This window comes from Nocardia sp. NPDC058499, from assembly GCF_042719915.1.
GTDB lineage: Bacteria > Actinomycetota > Actinomycetes > Mycobacteriales > Mycobacteriaceae > Nocardia.
Map to the genome: position 1 here is coordinate 25,015 of NZ_JBHXMZ010000009.1, position 18,233 is coordinate 43,247.

An 18,233-nucleotide genomic window follows, 5' to 3' on the forward strand; every position below is an offset into this window, starting at 1 on the left:
CGCTCGACCGGCGCCCATCGCCGACCGGGACCTTGTGCGGTACGGCTCACTCACGCGCTGGCGAAGCCTTCTGGTCTTCGGGTGGAACCGGGCATGGATATCTCGACACTCTCAGAGCGTGGCTGCGTCGGGGCGGCAGGCGCCTGCGGCCCACCGGATCACCGCTGGGCCGCAGCCGAGTACGCATCGGCCGGCATTTCGTTTCTCGCCGCGATGAGCGCCGAAGTGTCCTACGCCGGCGTCCGGGCGAGCTGAACCGTCGGCCCGGGGTCAGCGAGTGGCGATAATCGCCGAGCCGTGGCCGAAGAGGCCCTGGTTCACCGCAATACCCGCCCGAGCATCCTCCACCTGGCGGCCGTCGGCCTCGCCGCGCAACTGCCAAGTCAGCTCGCAGACCTGCGCGATCGCCTGCGCGGGAATCGCCTCACCGAAACAGGCCAGCCCACCACTGGGGTTGACCGGGATACGCCCGCCCAAGGTTGTGGCGCCGCTGCGCAGCAGTTCCTCCGCGCCGCCGGTCTCGCAGAGACCGATATCCTCGTACCAGTCCAGTTCCAGCGCGGTGGACAGGTCGTACACCTCGGCCAGCGACAGGTCGGCGGGGCCGAGCCCGGCCTCTTCGTACGCGGCGTGCGCGACGGCGGAACGGAATTCGCGCGGCGGTGGCTGGACGGCCACGGCGGAATCCGTCGCGAAATCGGGCAGATCGATCACGGTTTTCGGGAATGTCGGCGTGACCGTCGACAGCGCCCGGACGCGGACCGGATCGGTGACACCGTGGCGGCGTGCGTACTCCATCGACGTCAGCACCAGTGCGGCGCCGCCGTCGCTGGTCGCGCAGATATCCAGCAGGCGCAGCGGGTCCGAGACGACCGCCGAGGCCGCGACATCCTCGGCCGTGACCTCCTTGCGGTAGCGGGCGTACGGGTTGTTCAGGCCGTGCTTGGCGTTCTTCACCTTGACCGCGGCGAAATCGTCGAGCGTGGCACCGTGCAGCGCCATCCGCCGGCGGGCGTACAACGCGAAATAGATGGGGTTCGTCGCACCGAGCAGGTGGAAACGCAACCAGTCCGGATCGTCGCGGCGTTCGCCGCCGACCGGCTGGAAGAAACCCTTCGGGGTGGCGTCCGCGCCGACCACCAGCGCTACATCGCACAATCCGGCCAGGATCTGGGCGCGGGCGTTGGCGATGGCCTGGGCGCCGGAGGCGCAGGCGGCGTAGCTGCTGGAGATCCGTGCACCGGACCAGCCCAGCGCCTGGGCGAAGGTCGCGCCGGAAACGAACCCGGGGTATCCGTTGCGGATGGTGTCGGCACCGGCGATATAGCCGACGTCACGGTGGTCCACCCCGGCATCGGCCAATGCCGCACGCGCCGCGACCAGCCCGTATTCGACGAAATTGCGCCCCCATTTGCCCCACTGGTGCATACCCGCACCGAGGACGGCGATATCGCGGTCATTCGACTCAGGCATCGACCGGCCTCCACATCCACACCGTATGTTCTGCTTCCTCGTCTTCGTACAGCACGCCCAGGGTCAACTCGACCGGCATCCCGACGGCCAGATCGTCCACCGTGAGGCCACGCACCACCTGACCGAGAATCACCATCTGCTCGACCTCGAGCTCCACCGCCGCGACGACGTACGGTTCGAACGGTTCGGGGGAGACATAGGGCGGTGGCGGCTTGTACCGGGCGTCCGCATACGACCAGATCCGGCCGCGGGTGGAGAACAGGTACTCGGCGAGCTCGGAGCCGTCCTTCGGGCCCGTGCACTGCGGGTTGCGGCAGGCCAGGGTGTTCCGCGGGAAGTACGGCGTGCCGCAGGTAGTGCAGCGACTTCCCTTCAGGCGCACCGTGCCGTCATCCGCGGTGAACCAGTCGGCCACGGCGGGGCGTTGTTCTTTCTGCACAACCCCGACCGTATAGGAACAGGTTCTACTTTGGGGCCGGAAACCCACTCCATGGGAGTGCGACCGGAGGTACGGTGAGGCCGGATCGGGAGGTAACGGCCTCCTCGAGTCGATCTGGAGTACCACACACGATGGGCAGCGAAGTCATCGAACCGCAGTCGATCCGCAACGTCACGGTCGTCGGGGACCCCGACGCGACCGTCCGAGTCGTGCACCGTCTACTCCGTGATCTCACCAGAACCGGGACCGGCGTATCGGGCACTGTCCACTGGACCGCTGACCATACCGAACACACGATCCGTATCGCCGAGCTGTCGAGCCACGCCCCCACTGCCACGCTGGAACGGTCCATCCGGGTGGCCGACGGGCTGATCGCGGTCATGGACGCCGCCGCGAAACGCGACCCGCGGCTCGAGACGGCATTGCGCATCGCCGACGATCACCAGGTAGCCCGGCTGTGCCTGGTGACCGGCCTCGACCAGCCCGCCGCCGACTTCGGCCACTGCCTCCGGATGATCGCGGACACGCACGGGGCCGTGCCCTTGGCTCTGCAGATCCCGCGCGGTCTCGGCACCGAGTTCGAAGGCGCCGTCGATCTGATCTCGATGCGGGAGCTCGAACCGGTGGCCGCCGCCCTCGCCGGGATTCATCGCCGAGCTGCCGAAGAGTGGTACCGCCACCTGGTCGACACAGTCATGGAACAGGACGACGCGGATACCGCCGGCGTTCCCGGCCCGTGGAAGATCCCGGCCGGCCGACTACACCACCGCGTCCGCTACCTCACCCATATCGGCGATATAGCGCCCGTCCTGTGCGATACAACCCCCAGCAGCCACATCACCCCGCTCCTGGACGCCATCGTCCGCTACCTGCCCTCACCCCTGCACGTCTGCCAACCGGAACACGCCCTCGACTACTGACCGGCGCCCGGGTCGGCACATGTTGTGGATCTTCCCGGTGACTCGGCGTGACGACTGCCGTTCCCGGTGCGGTCCCGCGCTCGCCCGCCGTCCGGTACTCACGCCGCGGTGCGGTCGGGATTCCCGTGCCGATATCGAGGAACTGGCCGATCCCGGCCTCGGCGGCGAACCAGGCGGCCCGGTGCATGAAATCGCGGTTGGCCCGGGCGACCTTGCGCGCGTTCGGAACCGCCGGCTCCACCTTGGCGGCGGCTTTCTGGTCCGCCGGATAGTTGTCCTTGCCGCCGAGCAGGTAGTCGTAGATACGGGCGCTGTGCGGCTTATCGGTGTGCAGATCCAACGAATTTCCCACCACAGCATACTCCGATCGGAGAACTATACTCGCCCATCACGGTCGACCATATCGCCGATCCCGGCTCGACCGGATGCGATGTGTGAGACCGACGGTTCGCCACCGAGGACAGACCCCGCCGGCCGCCGGAGAGGGCATTCCGGCCGCACCGGGGTGGGGCGGCATCGGCGTGGCCGTGTGCCGGTACCGCGTATTCTGACCGGTCGGTTCTCCTTATCATTTCGGTCTCGGAGCCAACGGTGTGGCGATGAATTGATATCGGTGCCGCGCGTGAGCTGGCGTTCGTCGACGAATTGTGCCCTCGGCGACGCGATCTCATCTGCACTGGCAGCACGGGTGAACAGATTCTGAAACAGCGAACGCTGCGATCTGTTCCGAGTGTTCAAATGTGTTGTGCCGCGGTCGCGAAATCCCGGCACACTTTCCTCCCGTCCATCCGGTGGTGGTTATGGCCGCAAGAAATGTGCTCGAAGGCCACCGAGTCTTCGCGACGAATGACCCCGGCGAAGCTTGTCGGCGCAACAGTGAACTATTGCGCGCACATACCCTCCGTCCACTGTCGGACACCGCCGACTTCGCTGCGGTACATCACTGCATCCGCTTGCCGGCGATATCGGTCCACTATCTCGAGTTCGGCGCCGCGGTCGAAATCAACGCGGACCCCGATCCTGCCGCGGAGGTGTATCTGGTGTCGGTGCCGGTCCGTGGCTCGGGGTTGATCGCCGTGGCCGGACACGGAAACGCCGCGGTCTCGATCTCGACGGGCCGGAACCGGGGTGCGGTGATCAATCCCCGAGCCGGATTCCGGTCGGTATGGCCGGTCGGCTGCGCCAAGCTGATCGTGCGGTTGGAGGCCACCGCGTTACACCGGCACTTGGAGCTACTGCTGCAACGACCCCTGGACGAGGAGCTGGTTTTCTCCCCGCGAATGGAACCGGCCGCCACCGCCTTGTGGTGGCGAATCGTGCGTGCCTGGACCGATTCGACGATCGATACCGGGGTTTCGTTATCACGGCCGCCGCTGTCCTCGGCTCTGGAACAGTTCTTGATGACCGCCTTGCTGGTCACCCATCAGCACAACCACCGAATTCGGCTACTCGATCGGGAATACGCCGCATACCCGGCGTACCTGCGGACTGCGATCGATGCGATCCGCGTCGATCCCTCGGCGCCGGCGGGCGTCGCCGAGGTGGCCGCCGCGGCCGGCGTCAGTATACGAACGCTGCAAGACGGATTCGCGACCCACCTGCATACGACTCCTACGCTGTACCTTCGGCGAGCGCGATTGTGGCGTGCCCGAGCCGACCTCCTGGCCGCGGGTCCTGGGCGACGGGGAGTGGTCACCGACGCCGCTACCCGTTGGGGTTTCACTAATCTCGGCCGATTCGCCCAGTTCTACCGCGAGGAGTTCGGGGAGCAGCCGTCGCGGACGGTGCGCGAAGCTCCGAACATATCGCTGGATGCGTTCGGGACGCCGGAAATGTAGCGCGCGCTGCGGACGTACGGACGGATAGCGCAACGCACGTATTCGATTCGCGCGGGATCGCCGAAAAGCCTTACTGTCAAAGGCTACTCACCGATAACTCGCGTAGAGTTCGGAATCGAGCGGTATTGCGATCGCCCCGCTCGGATCGTAGAACGAAGCAGGACTGCGGAGAGACGTCTATGTCCGCCGTGCGCCGGGACGCGCGCTCCGTGCACCGCCCATAGTCGGCAGTGCTTCGAAAATGCAATGAACCATGTTCCACCGTGCTGCCCCGGGAACACGGTGGATCAACCACAGTGAGGTAGATATGGGTATCGACACCTTGGAAGACACGCTGCTCCAGAGAGTTTGCGTCCAACCGCCATATTTCGCACTGGCGGATATCGTCACCGATACGCCGGGTTCCGTGTATTGCACAGCGCCGGTGCAACTCCCGCCGGAGGTGGAGACCCCGGTCGCGATGGCCGAAGCGGCACGCCACTGCGCGATAGCCGGTCTGTGCGCGGCGGCGACCACCGCCCCCGATGACGAGCGCCGTTACTATCTGGCGCGCCGGGCCACGCTCGAGCGCGCCGCCGCGGGAGCTTTTCCGGAGACCGGCATCGTGTCCGTCGGTGCGCAGGGGAAACTTACTTCGCAACATTCGGCGTCTGCGACGGTACAGATGTATGCCGACGCTCGGCTGCTGTACTGGCTCTCCATCGACTATGTCGTATTGTCGTCGGACGCTTTCGCCAAAGTTTTCCGGAATTTGGCGGGCGGACCCGATTTCCACGCCTCGGTGCGAAACCCGTACGTGTCGTCCCTCCCGCTGATGGAGCCGCGAGTCAGCGCGAATTCCGCATCGGCGACAGTGCGAGCCGATGCCGAGCACTGTGCCGGGCACTTTCCTGGATATCCGGCTATGCCGGTCGCCTATCTGCTCACCGCCGAATTCGAACTGGGTGCCCGGCTCGCCCGCCGCTGTCTCGGTGGGCAACCGGTTGTCCCGGTCACCGGTGACCTGCTCGAGGCGCGCACGTTGCTGCCGGCCGAGTATCCGGTCGGACTGCGGGCGCGCGCGGTACAGGACAGCGAGGACACCTGCACAGTGGAGATGACGGGATCCGCGGGGAGCGAGGAGGACGTACGCACCCGATTCGTCTACCGCACCGCTCGGGCCGTTGCCGCTGGGCCCGCTCGGCTCTGAGTTCCGCGTGCCGCCATCAGTTTCTGCGTACGGAAAGGATTCGCCATGGTCCGCGATGAACCGCCCGAACTCGTCACCATGCCGGTACCGGCCCCGACGGCGGGCTCCGATGCCGCGGAGGTCAGCAACGCCGCTGTAGAGGTCGTTGCCGAGGTGAACAAGGCGCTCGGCTTCGTCGATCACCGCAGCGCACTCTCACTGATCGAAGCGATTGTGGCCGCGCGGGCGGTGTACGTGGTGGGGGCCGGGCGATCCAAGCTGATGGTCGACGCGTTCGCCATGCGCCTCGTGCATCTGGGTTACCCGGCGTATGTGGCCGCAGATATGACGACGCCGGCGATCACCGGCCCGGGAGATCTGCTGATCGTGTGCAGCGGTTCAGGAGAGACACCCACCGTCTCGGCCCACGCGCGCACCGCCGGCCGGGTCGGTGCACAGGTCGCCGCGATCACCGCCACCGCCGATTCGGGTCTGGCCCGGCTCGCCGATGTCGTCGTCGAACTCGCCGAGTATTCCGCCGGCGGCGCGCGCAGGCAAGCAGCTTCGCCGTCATGTACGAACCCTGGTGGACGGTCGGTGCGTCGGCCGCGCCCGCCGAGCAGGTGGCCGCGGTATGCGAACACCTGCACGCCTGCGCCGACGCGATGGGGCTCGGGTCTCTGTCGATTCTCTACGGGGGTGGAGTTGTGGCGGGCACCTATACCGATTTGGTCGGCGCGGGGGCGCCCATAGCGGGCCTCGGCCTCGGCCGCGTCGTTCGTGATCGTCACGCACTGGCCGAGGTCCTCGATGAACTCCGCTCAGCCACCGCCGCAGAGACACCAGGCTGCCCGGCGCGGCGGGCACACTGATGCCGGCGACGGAGGAACCGCACGAGGGCGGTTGGGATCGGGGCCCGGTGGCGCTGTCCGTTTGCTGCGGATAGCTTCATTGGGTGCAGGACCATCTCGATGACCTCCGATTCGCCCATGTTCTCGTGGATTCCGCGGCCGCGGCGAGCATGGACCGCTACAAGGCTCTCGACCTCGTGATCGAGTCGAAGCCGGATCTGGAATCGGTGCGCGAATCCGAAACCGAGGTGGAGAAGCTCATTCGCGGTCAGTTGCAGCGTTCCCGCCCGCGTGACGCCGTTCTCGGCGAGGGGGAGGGGCTGGAGGGTACCGGGCCGCGGTGCTGGGTGGTCGACGCCATCGACGGGCTCGAGAACTATGCGCGCGGCGTACCGGTATGGGCTACACAGATTTCCCTGATCGAAGCTTCCGAGGGCGGTTACCGGCCGGTGGTCGGCGTGGTCTCCGCGCCCGCGCTGGGGCGCCGCTGGTGGGCCGCACAGGATCACGGCGCCTTCACCGGCCGTAATCTCTCCTCGGCCTCCCGCATGCGTGTTTCGGGCGTCTCGAAGTTGCCGGACGCATCGTTCTCGTTCTCCTCCTTCGCGGGCTGGGAGGAGCAGGGCCGGTTGAGCGGTCTGCTGGCGCTTTCCCGGGAGGTGTGGCGTACGCGCGCGTACGGCGATTTCTGGCCCTACATGATGGTCGCCGAAGGTGTGGTCGATATCTGCGCCGATCCGGACCTCTCACCGCTGGAGATGGCCGCGCACGCCGTGATCGTCACCGAGGCCGGTGGCGCCTTCACCGGCCTCGACGGCAGTCCGGGACCGCTCGGCGACAGCGCGGCCGCGTCGAACGGCCTGCTGCACGACGAGTTGCTCGGCTATTTGAACGACCACTACTGACGAGGACGGTATCGAGGGCCACTGTCGGCAGTTGCCCCGGCGAAGTGCTCGCCGGGCCGACGCGGATTCTTCCGAGCCGCCGTGCGCGGCCGGACGGGCGGTCGTCCTTGCCTGGGCTCATCCCGCGGTGTGTACGAGGACGGCAGCCGCGAGCTCCTCGTGTACCTGGGGCGGCAGTGTATGGCCCATACCCGCGACGATCCGCAACTGTGCCCCCGGTATCTGTTCGGCGATCACCGCGCCGTGCCCCCGTTTGACCGGTTCGTGACTGCCTTCGACGACCAGCGTGGGTGCCTGGATCCCGGGGAGTGCTCCGGTCGGTTCGAAGTCGGGGCGGGCGGCGGCCGCCAGCCGGTGGTTGGTGGCCGCCGAGAGGTCGCGGGTCCGGTCGTAGATCCGTTCCTGCAGTTCGCGTGCCGCTGCCTCGTCGAACGGCAGGCCGGTGCCATGCAGTACGCGCTGCTCGGCGACCATGCCGTCGATGCGGGTGCGCCGGTCCTCCGGTGGCGGTGCGGCCATGAGCTCGCGGTAGAAGGAGACGAACTCGGGTGCCGGTTCGGCCAGGCTGCCCGGGGACTGTGGTTCGCCGAGCAGAGCGCGCATGAGTACTCGGCCTTCACCGCCGCCGAGTGGTGAGGAGCCGATAACGGTGAGCGAGCGGACCCGTTCCGGCCGTTGCACCGCGATGAGCTGGGCGAGCAGGCCGCCCGCCGAATGACCCACCAGATGGGCGCTTTCGAGGCCGTGGGCGTCCAGGACGCGGTACACGTCGTCCAGGATGTCTTCCCAGGTGTACGGGTGGGTCGTGAAGTCGATGGTGTCCGACAATCCGGTGTCGCGGTGGTCGTACCGGATCACCCGGCGGCCGCCGGCGACGAGCCGGTCGATGAATTCTTCCGGCCACAGGATGCCCTGCGACATCGACCCCATGATCAGCAGGATCGGCGGGTCCGTGGCGGCGCCGAACTCCTCACTCCAGATCTTCACATCACGCATGTTGTCCTCTTTCGTGGCGCTGCTCTTGTGTCGTGTTCTGACCGGGCCGGTTCATTGGTGAGCTTGTCCTGCACCGACCCCGGCAGGGTGCCGGCTACCGCCCACCGCGCCTGGTGTTGCGGGGCAGCCCTTTCTGGGTGACAGCCGCGCGCGGTGGCGCCGGCCGCGCAGCGAAACGCTGATGGTTGTTCGGAATCGGGAAGGTGCGGTGTGGCTTTCGCATATCGGTTCCGCCTTTCGGCGAGGACGGTGGAGTCGGGGGCGGGGATCGCCCTATACACCAGACCGCCTTGCCTGTAGTACTCTGAACGAAGTGATTTGAACCGTAGTACTACAGATGGAGTGGTGTCAAGTGGTCCGCACGAACCCCCAACGCCGCCAGGCGTTGCTGGACGCATCGATCGAGGTCCTGGCCCGGGAAGGGGCTCGCGGACTGACGTTCCGCGCCGTGGACAAAGAAGCCGAGGTGCCTGCCGGTACTGCCTCGAACTACTTCGCCAACCGTGACGACCTCCTGGTTCAGGCAGGCCACCGGTACTACGAGCGGCTGGTTCCCGACGATTCGGTGATGGTGAAACTGCAGGGCCCCCGGTCCCGCGAGACCGTCACCGAACTCATGACCGAAGTCGTCGGACGCGTCACCCGGTTCCGCACCGGCTATCTCGCGCTGCTCGAACTCCGTCTGGAGGCCACCCGGCGACCCGAGTTGCAAGCCCTGCTCACCGAACGGGTCCGGGCCGATCTGGACTTCAATATCCGCAACCACGTCGACAACGGGATGCCGGGCGACGAGAACACCGTCGTCCTGCTGTTCCTCGCCTTGAACTGGCTCATTCTGGAACGCCTCACCCTGCCCGGGGTGTTCACCGAGGAGCAGGCCGATGAACTGGTCCGGATGGCGGTCGAGCGCGCGATTCCCGCCGCCGAGCGCGCCTGAGCGGCCGCGGTTCGCCCGCTGCCAGCGCCCTTGACTGTTATATGGACACCCGTCTAACTTCGTGTCAGCCGCCGAGGAGAAGTGGGCCGGTCGGAACCCGCTCGGGACCCCTCGGCGAATATGCCCGCAGCGCGGTGGCCGGAGCCGGCCGTCCGCCCGACAACGATGATCGAAGGTGCCACGATGAGTAATCCGACCGAGCCGCTGCTGGGACAGGTGGCCCTGGTGACGGGCGCGGCCCGCGGACAGGGGCGCGCGCATGCGGTCCGGCTGGCCGAGCAGGGCGCCGATATCATCGCCATCGATGCGTGTGCGCCGATCTCCGGCACCGTCACCTATCCCGCCGCCACCGCGGAGGATCTCGCGGAGACCGCGCGGCTGGTCGAATCCGCGGGCCGCAAAATCCTCACCCGCGCGGTCGATGTCCGGGATCTGGCGGCGCTGCAACAGTTGGTGGCCGACGGCGTCGCCCAGTTCGGCCGCTTGGACGTGCTGATCGCCAATGCGGGCGTGCTGAGCTGGGGCCGGCTGTGGGAGATGAGCGAAGAGCAGTGGGACACCGTTGTGGACGTGAATCTGAGTGGCACCTGGCGCACCGTCCGGGCGGCGTTACCGGCGATGATCGAGGCGGGTAACGGTGGATCGGTCGTGATCGTCAGTTCGTCGGCCGGATTGAAAGCCACGCCGGGCAACGGGCACTACGCGGCGTCCAAGCACGGGCTGGTGGCGTTGACCAATACGCTGGCGCTGGAGGCGGGTGAGTTCGGGATCCGGGTGAACTCGATCCATCCGTACTCGGTGGACACCCCGATGATCCAGCCGGACGACATGATGGCGATGTTCGGTAAACATCCGTCGTTCCTGCACAGTTTCCCGCCGGTGCCGCTGAAGTCGGCCAACGATGGTCAGAACGGTTTCATGCCGGTCGAGGATGTGGCCGAAGTGGTGGCGTGGCTGGCCGGTCCCGCCTCGGTGGCCATCACCGGTACGCAGGTCCCGGTCGATGCGGGAGCGCTGAAGTACTGAGGCCGGAGATGCGGGTGCTGATCACCGGCGCCACCGGATTCGTGGGCGCCTGGACCGCCAAAGCCGTACACGACCGTGGACACCGGGTGCGGTTGCTGGTCCGCGACCCCGCCCGGCTGGCACCGATCGCGGCGGCACTGGGATTCGACGCCACCGATGTGGTGCGCGGGGATATGACCGACCCGGACCGGGTCCGCGAAGCGCTCGACGGCTGTGACGCGGTGGTGCACGCCGCCGCGGTGGTGGCGCTACGGGCCGATGCGGCCGACGAGATGATCCGCGCCAACCTCGCCGGCGCGCGGAATGTGCTCGGCCAGGCGGCCGCCCGCGGGATCGATCCGATCGTGTATGTCTCGAGCATGACGGCCCTGTGGCATCCGCGGTGCCCGCTGGTGCACGCCGACCTGCCACCGGCGGGCGGTAACGACGGCTACGCCACCTCCAAGGCACGCGTGGAGCGGTACGCCCGGGAACTGCAGCAGCAGGGCGCGCCCGTGGTGGTGACCTACCCGAGCTGCATCGTGGGCCCGGCCGCCGGGGATCAGTTCGGGGAATCCGGTGAAGCAGTCGCCGCCTTCGTCCGCGTCGGTATTCCGGGCCGCGGCGCGGCCTTCACGATCAGTGATGTCCGCGACCTCGCCGAGGCCCATGCCCGGATCCTCGAACCGGGCCGCGGGCCGCGCCGCTATGTCCTGGGCGGACATTCTGTGACCGGCGCCGAATTGGCCGGTCTGCTCACGGATATCACCGGCCGGCGGGTCCGCTACTACGGTGTTCCCGACGGTGTGCTCGTCGCCGCCGGTAAGCTCGCGGACCGGTTCCGGCGCCTGCTACCGGCCGCCGTGAGCCAGCTCAGCGAGACCTCGATCCGCTACCTCACCGATTCTCCACCCACCGACGACGGCCCCGCCGAACGCGATCTCGGCATCACTTTCCGGCCGGTCCGGGAGACGTTGGCGGATATGCTCACCGATCGCCGCCGACTCCGCCAGGACCGGACTCGGCGTCGTCGGCGGGGAGCCAGGGCGATCGGCCGCGCCCGGTCTCGCCGTGGGTTCAGAGCTTCGTAGCCGCTTCCCACGCTGTGTGGATCGCGCCCTGGATGTAATCGACCTGCACGGCGTCGCCCACTACGTGCACCTCGGGAACTACACCCTGCAGCGCCTCGGCCAGTTGCGCCGCCGCGGATACCTCCGAAGCGACGACGACCATATCCGCAGGAGCGGTCGAGGTTGTGTCTCCGACGGTGAATTCGACGTGCTTCCCGGTGATTCGCTGCACGGTGGCCTGGCGGTGGACCTGCACGCCCGACTCCTTGGCGTGGCGGACGGCGGTCCAGCGCCGCGGCAGCGCCATCGGCACGCCGAGCTGCCCGCCTTCTTCGAGCAGGGTCACGTTACGGCCGCGTTCGGCCAGGAACTCCGAAAGTTCCAGGCCGACAAGCGAACCACCGATCACGACGACGTTCTTACCCATCGGCAGGAACTTGCGGGTGACGGTGCGGATCGCGGCCGCGCTCTTGGTGATACCGGACAGTTTGCCGAGTGTGGCGATGGTCCGCAGCAGCGGCGGCACCTGCGATACGTCGCCGGAGCCGGTCATCAAGGCGCGCAACGTATCACCGGTGTGTACATGCGGCAGATCGCTGCCGGGGACTGCGGGCCGTCCGCGCACCGCGCCGGTGGCGACGACGACCGCATCCGGTTGCAGCGCCTGGATCGAGGCCGGCGTAGCCTCGGTCTTCAAGCGGATATCGATGTCCGGACGCCGGACCTGTACCTTCAGCCAGTCCAGCAGCATCTGGTTGTCCGGTGTGGTGAGACCGGAGAACCAGAGCGTGCCGCCGAGCCGATCGGATTTGTCCAGTACGGTCACGCGATGCCCGCGCTCGGCGGCGACCCGGGCGGCCTCGAGTCCGCCGGGTCCCGCGCCTACGACGACCACATGTTTGCGCGTGGTGGACGGTGTCAGCGGAAGCAGCTTTTCGTTGCCCAGTGCGGGATTTACCGCGCAGAGGGGAGTGTCGTCCCAGAAGTTCTCCTGGACGCACACATAGCAGTTGATACAGGGCCGGACCTGTTCCGGCGTCCCCGCCCGGAGTTTGTTCACCAGGTCCGGATCGGCCAGCAGCTGCCGGCCCATGGCCACGAAATCGGTGGTGCCCGCCGCGATTGCCTGTTCACCGACCTCCGGCAGTACCCGGCCGACGGCGATCACCGGGATGGATACGGCCTGCTTCACCGCGGCCGCCAGGTCCGTGTAGGCGCCGACCTTGTCGGGCAGGGGGCCGTCGGTGAAATTGGAGAACGGGTTACGACCCCACCCGGTGACGTGGATGGCGTCGGCGCCGGCCGCTTCGAACAGTGTCGCCGCCCGCACAGCCTCTTCGGTGGTCAGCGCGCCTTCCTCGCCGAATTCCCGGCCGGCGACGCGCACCAGGATCGCGAGGGAATCGCCGACCTCCGCCTCGACCGCACGGATCACCTCCACCGCCAGCCGCGCCCGGTTCTCGAGTGACCCGCCGTACTCATCGGTGCGTTTGTTGTCCGCCCGGTTCAGGAAGGCGCCGAGTACATAGCCGTGCGCGACGTGGATCTCGACCGCGTCCCCGCCGGCATCGCGCACCCGCCCCGCGGCCTCGGCGAAGCAGCGCACCAGCCAGTCGATATCTTCCTGGGTGGCCTCGTGGTAGGTGGCCTGCTTCCCGCCGGTGACGGCGCCCATCTTCTGCAGCTCGCCGGGAGTGTTGTCGGCCAGCGCGGACAGGTCCGCCGGTCCGGCCGGCGGCGACGGAACCAGGAGCGGCCGGTCCTGCACGGTATCGATCCGGGCAATCTTGCCGTGATGGGTCATCTGCACACACAGCTTGCTGCCGGCGGCGTGGACGGCGTCGGCCAGCGCTTTCAGCCCGGGAACGAACCGGTCCTCGGAGAGCCCGGGTTCCTTGGTGCTCGCGCACCCGACCGGGTACGCGACCGCGCAGGCGCCGGTGATGACGAGTCCCGTGCCACCGGCCGCGCGGGCGGCGAAATGATCGATATCGCCCTGTTCGATCTCGCCGTCCTCGCACAGATTCATATCCATCGCGGGCAAGACCACCCGGTTGGCCAGCGAAACCGGGCCGATGGTCCCGGGGGCGAGCAGATGCGGGAAGGTCTTGGTGCGGGTCACGAGTAGAAGCTAGACCCTCCGCCGAATTCGTCCTCGCGCTGTTCCCGATCACCGAGACCGGACCGGCGCTTGCCCATATCGCGCGAGAGTTGCCGATCTTGTGCCTAGGATCCGTCCGGTGACACTTTCCGAGCATCCATCGCCCCGGGCTCCGCACAGTTCACCCACCGATACCGACGGCCCGCGGATTCCGTTGTACGTACCGGAGTTCGCGGTCGATCCGCACAGCACCTACCGCGCCATGCGAGAACAGTACGGGTCCCTGGTGCCTGTCGAGGTGGCGCCGCGCGTGCCCGCGACGCTGGTGATCGGCTACTACACGGCGCTGCGGATCTACAACGATCCGGATCATTTCCCGGCCGACCCGCGCATCTGGCAGCGCGATATCCCCGCGGATTGCCCGGTCCTGCCGCTCATGCAGTGGCGGCCCAACGCCCGGCGTAACGACGGCAGCGCGCACGCGCGCTATCGGCAGGCGATTGTCGCCGGTCTGGGCGAGGTCGACCCGTTCGGCCTGCACGAGACCGTGGAGCGGGTCGCCATCCCGTTGATCAACTCCTTCTGCGGCGACGGGTCGGCGGACCTGATCAAGCAGTACGCGTTTCCGCTCACCTTCGCCGTGCTGAACGCGGTGCTGGGGTGTCCCACCGAGATCGCGCAGCGGGCGGCGGCCGGGATGGCGGCGATGTTCGAGGGGGTCGGCGCCGAGGGCGGTGCCGAATTGCTCATGACCTCGCTGCTGGAGTTGATCGAGCTCAAACGCGCCGAACCCGGCGACGATGTGACGACCCGGATGCTGCAGCACTCGAGTGCATTGACCGAGCCCGAGATCGTGAACCAGGTGGCCACCCTGTACGGGGCCGGTATCGAACCGCTGCAGAATCTGATCGTCAACGCGCTGCGGTTGATGCTCACCGACGAGCAGTTCGGGGACAGCGCGCTCGACGGCAGCCTGTCCACCCGTGACGCGCTGGACGAGGTGCTGTTCAACGACCCGCCGATGGCGAATTTCTGTTTCACCTTCCCGAAACAGCCGATCCTCATCGAGGGGGTCTGGTTGCCGGCCCATCAACCCGTGATCATCAGCATGGCGGCCTGTAATACCGATCCGGTGATCGGGTCGAGCCGGCATGCGGGTAACCGGGCGCATCTGGCTTTCGGCGGTGGGCCGCATGTGTGCCCGGCCAGTTCGCTGGCCTACCTGATCGCGCAGGACGCCATCGACCAATTGCTCGACGGCCTGCCGGAGATCCGGCTCGGGGTGCCCGCCGATGAGCTGACCTGGCGGACAGGCGCTTTCCATCGGGCGTTGACCACGTTGCCGGTCGTGTTCCCGCCGTCACCGCCGCTGTCGCCGGTCTAGCGGTCAGGTTTCGCGCAGCCGGGCGACGTGGTTCAGCCAGTCGTCGACGACCCGGTCGGCCAGGGTCGAATCGGCGCGCAGGAGCCGGGTGAGTTCGAGCCCGCGCACGAGGGCCATCAGCGATTCGAACGCGGTCCGGGCCGCTTCGGGATCGGCGATACCGGCATGCCGTTCGAAATGGTTGCGGAGGGCCGATCCCAGCCGTTTCTCGGCCGGCAGCAGTGCTTCCCGTAACTGGGGGTCGGTGCGGGACGCGGCCCACAGTTCCATTGCCGCCTGAAACGGCGGCCCGGTCATCGCCGACCGGACCGCGTGCACCATCTGCGGAAGGCTCTCTGGTCCATTGCCCAGACCGGCGACGCGTTCGCCGAAATCGGCCAGGCGCCGGTCGGCGATATGGTGGATCGCGGCGACCAGCAACTCCGATTTCGACGCGAAATGATGCAGGAGCGCGCCGCGCGAAACGCCGGCTTCCTCTTGGATCCGTTGCGTGGTCGTGCCCGCGTAGCCGTGCTCGACCAGGCATCGGATCGTCGCGTCGAGCAGTGCTGCGTGGGTTTTCGCGTGTTGTTCCCGCCGGGTCAGGCCGGCCGGCGCGGGCTTCCCGGTCACAGGGCTTCGAGCCGGCCGTCGGCGATCAGGTCGCGAAGCCGGAACTTCTGAAGTTTGCCCATCGCGTTCACGGGGAACCTCTCGGCGACGTACCAGGATTTCGGGGTCTTCGGCGGGGCGAGACGTTCCCGCAGGTAATCCTGCAGCTCGCCCGGTGTGGGGGCCGGGCGGGCCGGGTCCGGCCGCACCACCGCGGCCACGCTCTCGCCCCAGCCTTCATCGGGCAGGCCGAGTACGACCGCGTCGAGGAGCGCGGGATGCGCGGCCAGAGCCTCCTCGATTTCCCGGGGGTAGATGTTCTCCCCACCGCGGATGATCATATCCTTGAGCCGGCCGGTGACGCGGACGTAGCCGCGGGCGTCCATCGTTCCGAGATCGCCGGTGTGCAGCCGCCCCTCGGCATCGATCGTCTGCGCCGTTTCGGCGGGCATCTCGAGGTATCCGATCATCTGCTGGTAGCCGCGGGCGCAGATCTCGCCCTCGATTCCGAGGGGTTGCACCGCACCGGTGGCGGGGTCGCGGATGGAGACCTCGACCCCGGGAAGGGGGCGGCCCGCCGTGAACAGGTTGTCGTCGCGGCTGTCGGCCGGACTCGTCTGGCAGACGATCGGCCCGAGCTCGGTCTGGCCGTAGACCGCGCTGGTCGCGGCGCCGCAGAGCTGCACCCAGCTGTCGACCAGTGCGGGCGGCACGGCATCGCCCCCGGACATCACGACCCGCAGCGCACCGAGATCGAACTCGGCCACCCCGGGGTGGGCGAGCAGGGCGTGCAGCATGGCGGGCACACCACCGTAGATCTCGGCGCGGTACTCCTGGAGCGCGGCCAGCATCGTCGCCGGATCGAAAACCTCGGCGAGGACGAGTGTGGCCCGCTGATACACCGACCCCAATGCGGCCAGACCGCACCCCGCGGTGTGGAAGAGCGGCAGCGCGGTGGCGAAGGTCGCCCCCGGTGCCGCACCGCAGCGGTCGCGGACGAAGGCCGCATTGGTCACCATCGACCGGTGCGCCAGTACCGCCGGTTTCGCGCGGCCGGTGGTGCCGGAGGTGAACTGGATCTGGGTGGCCGAGCGCGGATCGACCACCGGTAATTGCGCGCGCACCTCGGTGCCGCGGACGTCGTCGAGCCAGCCGTCGAAGGTGACGGCCGCGTGCACCGCGGGGACTGCGGGCAGCACAGCGTGGATCTGGGCGGCCATATCGGTACCGCGGAAGCTGTCGGTGTAGAAGACGCCGGCCGCATGCGACCGGTCGAGTGCGTATTCGAGTTCGGGTCCGCGCAGGGCGGGGTTGGCCGTGACGAGCACCAGCCCGGCGAGCGCGGCGCCGTACTGCAGCACGAGCCATTCGGGGACATTCGGCGCCCACACCGCGATATGTTCGCCGGGCCGGAAACGGTCGAGCAGCCAGGTCGCCGCGCGTTCGGCATCGTCGAGCAGCTGCGCGTAGGTCCAGGTGCGGGCACTGCGTTGCGGAGCGACGGATACCAGTGCGAGCCGATCCGGTGCCTCGGCGGCCGCCTGCCGGAGCAGTTCCCCCACCGTGACCTCGAGAACCGGCCTGCTGGTGTCTACCGGCCACACGGATTCGGTGAGCGCGGTCATCGCCGCTGCTCCGCCCGCTGCTCGAGTTCCCGTTTCATCCGCTCGATCTCGTCGTCGGCCGGGATCTCGCCGCCGCCGTCCGGGATGAACCGGCCCGTATCGCGCCACTGGACCGCGGCGTCGAAACCGTGTTGCTGGGCGAAATCGACGAACCAGCGGCCCTCGGGGGAGTGACGGGTGATGCCGTCGAACAGGATCGCGAGGTTCTGCGTCGTCTGCAGGCCCATGTTGTCGTAGGCCTGGTTGATCATCATCTTCTGCATGACCAGCTGGTTGGTGGGGACCCCGGCCATCCGGTCGACGAGTTCTTCGACCGCGGTATCGAGTTCGGCCGCCGGAACCGCGTCGATGACCAGCCCCCACTCCCGGGCCCGGACCCCGTCGATGGTGTCGCCGGTGAGCAGCATCCGCTTCGCGCGTTCGGCGCCGAGGCGATACACCCACATCGCGGTGGTGGGGCAGCCCCATACCCGGGCCGGCATATAGCCGATCCGCGCGTCCTCCGCCATGACGACGAGATCGCAGGACAGCGCGATATCACTACCGCCTGCGACGGCGTAGCCGTGCACTTTCGCGACGGTGGGTTTGGCCGAACGCCACAGCGAGAAGAAATGGTCGGTATTGGTTTTCATCATCCGGAAATCCTTGATCGGATCCCAGACCGCGCCCTGATGTTCCGCGCCGCCTTCGGCGTAGAGCTTCAGATCGTAGCCCGCGCAGAAGGCGCGGCCCGCCCCTTGGACCACGATGACGCGTACCGAATCATCGGCGTTCGCCGCGGCGACGGCGTCACCGATTTCGCGCGCCATCTCGCCGGTGATCGCGTTCAGCCGCTCGGGCCGGTTCAGGGTGAGGTAGGCGCGGTGGTCACGTACTGCGTAGTCGACCGTGGTCCCGGTGAAGGTCATCTCGGTGTTCCGATCTGGTCGG

16 protein-coding genes and 2 pseudogenes are annotated in these 18,233 nt (G+C 67.8%); 10 read left to right on the forward strand and 8 right to left on the reverse strand.

Annotated features, from left to right (window positions below; all coding sequences use genetic code 11):
* Positions 1–270: 270 nt before the first annotated feature.
* Together ACFWPH_RS24885 and ACFWPH_RS24890 are read right to left on the reverse strand one after the other, a co-directional pair.
* Positions 271–1,473, reverse strand: a complete 1,203-nt coding sequence (locus ACFWPH_RS24885) for a lipid-transfer protein (RefSeq protein ID WP_378754521.1) — start codon at positions 1,471–1,473, stop codon at positions 271–273.
* Positions 1,466–1,888 (reverse strand): Zn-ribbon domain-containing OB-fold protein, encoded by a 423-nt coding sequence (locus ACFWPH_RS24890; RefSeq protein WP_062980267.1) that lies wholly within the window; start codon positions 1,886–1,888, stop codon positions 1,466–1,468. The genes ACFWPH_RS24885 and ACFWPH_RS24890 overlap by 8 nt, the downstream gene beginning before the upstream one ends.
* Before the next feature lie 155 nt (positions 1,889–2,043).
* Here ACFWPH_RS24890 and ACFWPH_RS24895 point away from each other — a divergent pair, with 155 nt between their 5' ends.
* Positions 2,044–2,832: a GTP-binding protein gene (locus ACFWPH_RS24895; RefSeq protein WP_378754522.1), complete on the forward strand. Its 789-nt coding sequence runs from the start codon at positions 2,044–2,046 to the stop codon at positions 2,830–2,832.
* Here ACFWPH_RS24895 and ACFWPH_RS24900 read toward each other — a convergent pair.
* Positions 2,750–3,187 (reverse strand): SAM-dependent methyltransferase, encoded by a 438-nt coding sequence (locus ACFWPH_RS24900; RefSeq protein WP_378754523.1) that lies wholly within the window; start codon positions 3,185–3,187, stop codon positions 2,750–2,752. The genes ACFWPH_RS24895 and ACFWPH_RS24900 overlap by 83 nt on opposite strands.
* Before the next feature lie 445 nt (positions 3,188–3,632).
* Between ACFWPH_RS24900 and ACFWPH_RS24905 the strand changes: the two genes are divergently transcribed.
* The 5 genes and pseudogenes from ACFWPH_RS24905 to ACFWPH_RS24925 all read left to right on the forward strand — a co-directional run bounded on the left by ACFWPH_RS24905 (position 3,633) and on the right by ACFWPH_RS24925 (position 7,594).
* A complete protein-coding gene (locus ACFWPH_RS24905; protein WP_378754524.1) occupies positions 3,633–4,670 on the forward strand; it encodes an AraC family transcriptional regulator in 1,038 nt (345 codons plus the stop codon).
* Positions 4,671–4,977: 307 nt separating this feature from the next.
* Positions 4,978–5,859, forward strand: a complete 882-nt coding sequence (locus tag ACFWPH_RS24910; RefSeq protein WP_378754525.1) for a hypothetical protein — start codon at positions 4,978–4,980, stop codon at positions 5,857–5,859.
* Between the two features lie 78 nt (positions 5,860–5,937).
* Positions 5,938–6,354, forward strand: a pseudogene (locus tag ACFWPH_RS24915) (SIS domain-containing protein); the annotation flags it as partial.
* 53 nt (positions 6,355–6,407) lie between these two features.
* Positions 6,408–6,710, forward strand: a pseudogene (locus ACFWPH_RS24920) (triose-phosphate isomerase); the annotation flags it as partial.
* Between the two features lie 83 nt (positions 6,711–6,793).
* Positions 6,794–7,594, forward strand: coding sequence for an inositol monophosphatase family protein (locus ACFWPH_RS24925; RefSeq protein WP_378754526.1), 801 nt, complete (start codon positions 6,794–6,796; stop codon positions 7,592–7,594).
* 117 nt (positions 7,595–7,711) lie between these two features.
* Here ACFWPH_RS24925 and ACFWPH_RS24930 read toward each other — a convergent pair whose 3' ends face one another.
* The gene (locus tag ACFWPH_RS24930) at positions 7,712–8,590 is read right to left on the reverse strand and encodes an alpha/beta fold hydrolase (RefSeq protein WP_378754527.1); all 879 of its coding nucleotides are present in this window, start codon (positions 8,588–8,590) and stop codon (positions 7,712–7,714) included.
* Positions 8,591–8,942: 352 nt separating this feature from the next.
* Between ACFWPH_RS24930 and ACFWPH_RS24935 the strand changes: the two genes are divergently transcribed.
* The 3 genes from ACFWPH_RS24935 to ACFWPH_RS24945 all read left to right on the forward strand — a co-directional run bounded on the left by ACFWPH_RS24935 (position 8,943) and on the right by ACFWPH_RS24945 (position 11,623).
* Positions 8,943–9,527 carry a TetR/AcrR family transcriptional regulator gene (locus ACFWPH_RS24935; RefSeq protein ID WP_378754528.1) on the forward strand — a complete coding sequence of 195 codons (585 nt, stop codon included), beginning with the start codon at positions 8,943–8,945 and terminating at the stop codon, positions 9,525–9,527.
* Positions 9,528–9,710: 183 nt separating this feature from the next.
* Positions 9,711–10,553, forward strand: a complete 843-nt coding sequence (locus ACFWPH_RS24940) for a mycofactocin-coupled SDR family oxidoreductase (RefSeq protein ID WP_378754529.1) — start codon at positions 9,711–9,713, stop codon at positions 10,551–10,553.
* Between the two features lie 8 nt (positions 10,554–10,561).
* The gene (locus tag ACFWPH_RS24945; protein ID WP_378754530.1) at positions 10,562–11,623 is read left to right on the forward strand and encodes an SDR family NAD(P)-dependent oxidoreductase; all 1,062 of its coding nucleotides are present in this window, start codon (positions 10,562–10,564) and stop codon (positions 11,621–11,623) included.
* On the opposite strand, the gene ACFWPH_RS24950 is transcribed toward ACFWPH_RS24945, so the two are convergent.
* Entirely contained in the window at positions 11,610–13,724 is a 2,115-nt protein-coding gene (locus tag ACFWPH_RS24950) for an FAD-dependent oxidoreductase (protein WP_378754531.1), read from the reverse strand. The two genes, ACFWPH_RS24945 and ACFWPH_RS24950, sit on opposite strands and share 14 nt — an antisense overlap.
* Before the next feature lie 118 nt (positions 13,725–13,842).
* On the opposite strand from ACFWPH_RS24950, the gene ACFWPH_RS24955 reads away from it, so the two are divergent.
* Positions 13,843–15,087, forward strand: a complete 1,245-nt coding sequence (locus ACFWPH_RS24955; RefSeq protein WP_378754532.1) for a cytochrome P450 — start codon at positions 13,843–13,845, stop codon at positions 15,085–15,087.
* A gap of 3 nt (positions 15,088–15,090) precedes the next feature.
* Here ACFWPH_RS24955 and ACFWPH_RS24960 read toward each other — a convergent pair whose 3' ends face one another.
* Genes ACFWPH_RS24960 through ACFWPH_RS24970 form a run of 3 tightly spaced genes read right to left on the reverse strand, consistent with a single transcriptional unit; the run spans position 15,091 to position 18,211 of the window.
* A complete protein-coding gene (locus ACFWPH_RS24960) occupies positions 15,091–15,699 on the reverse strand; it encodes a TetR/AcrR family transcriptional regulator (RefSeq protein WP_378754533.1) in 609 nt (202 codons plus the stop codon).
* Positions 15,696–17,303: an AMP-binding protein gene (locus tag ACFWPH_RS24965; RefSeq protein WP_378754534.1), complete on the reverse strand. Its 1,608-nt coding sequence runs from the start codon at positions 17,301–17,303 to the stop codon at positions 15,696–15,698. Before ACFWPH_RS24965 ends, ACFWPH_RS24960 begins: the two co-directional genes overlap by 4 nt.
* On the reverse strand, positions 17,300–18,211 hold the full coding sequence (locus tag ACFWPH_RS24970; RefSeq protein ID WP_378754535.1) for a crotonase/enoyl-CoA hydratase family protein: 912 nt from the start codon (positions 18,209–18,211) through the stop codon (positions 17,300–17,302). The genes ACFWPH_RS24965 and ACFWPH_RS24970 overlap by 4 nt, the downstream gene beginning before the upstream one ends.
* Between the last annotated feature and the right edge of the window lie 22 nt (positions 18,212–18,233).

Coding starts and splice junctions, on each gene's coding strand:
- ACFWPH_RS24885 (WP_378754521.1), bottom strand. CDS start 1,473: ATGCCTGAGTCGAATGACCGCGATATCGCCGTCCTCGGTGCGGGTATG.
- ACFWPH_RS24895 (WP_378754522.1), top strand. CDS start 2,044: ATGGGCAGCGAAGTCATCGAACCGCAGTCGATCCGCAACGTCACGGTC.
- ACFWPH_RS24905 (WP_378754524.1), top strand. CDS start 3,633: ATGGCCGCAAGAAATGTGCTCGAAGGCCACCGAGTCTTCGCGACGAAT.
- ACFWPH_RS24910 (WP_378754525.1), top strand. CDS start 4,978: ATGGGTATCGACACCTTGGAAGACACGCTGCTCCAGAGAGTTTGCGTC.
- ACFWPH_RS24930 (WP_378754527.1), bottom strand. CDS start 8,590: ATGCGTGATGTGAAGATCTGGAGTGAGGAGTTCGGCGCCGCCACGGAC.
- ACFWPH_RS24940 (WP_378754529.1), top strand. CDS start 9,711: ATGAGTAATCCGACCGAGCCGCTGCTGGGACAGGTGGCCCTGGTGACG.
- ACFWPH_RS24945 (WP_378754530.1), top strand. CDS start 10,562: ATGCGGGTGCTGATCACCGGCGCCACCGGATTCGTGGGCGCCTGGACC.
- ACFWPH_RS24965 (WP_378754534.1), bottom strand. CDS start 17,303: ATGACCGCGCTCACCGAATCCGTGTGGCCGGTAGACACCAGCAGGCCG.
- ACFWPH_RS24970 (WP_378754535.1), bottom strand. CDS start 18,211: ATGACCTTCACCGGGACCACGGTCGACTACGCAGTACGTGACCACCGC.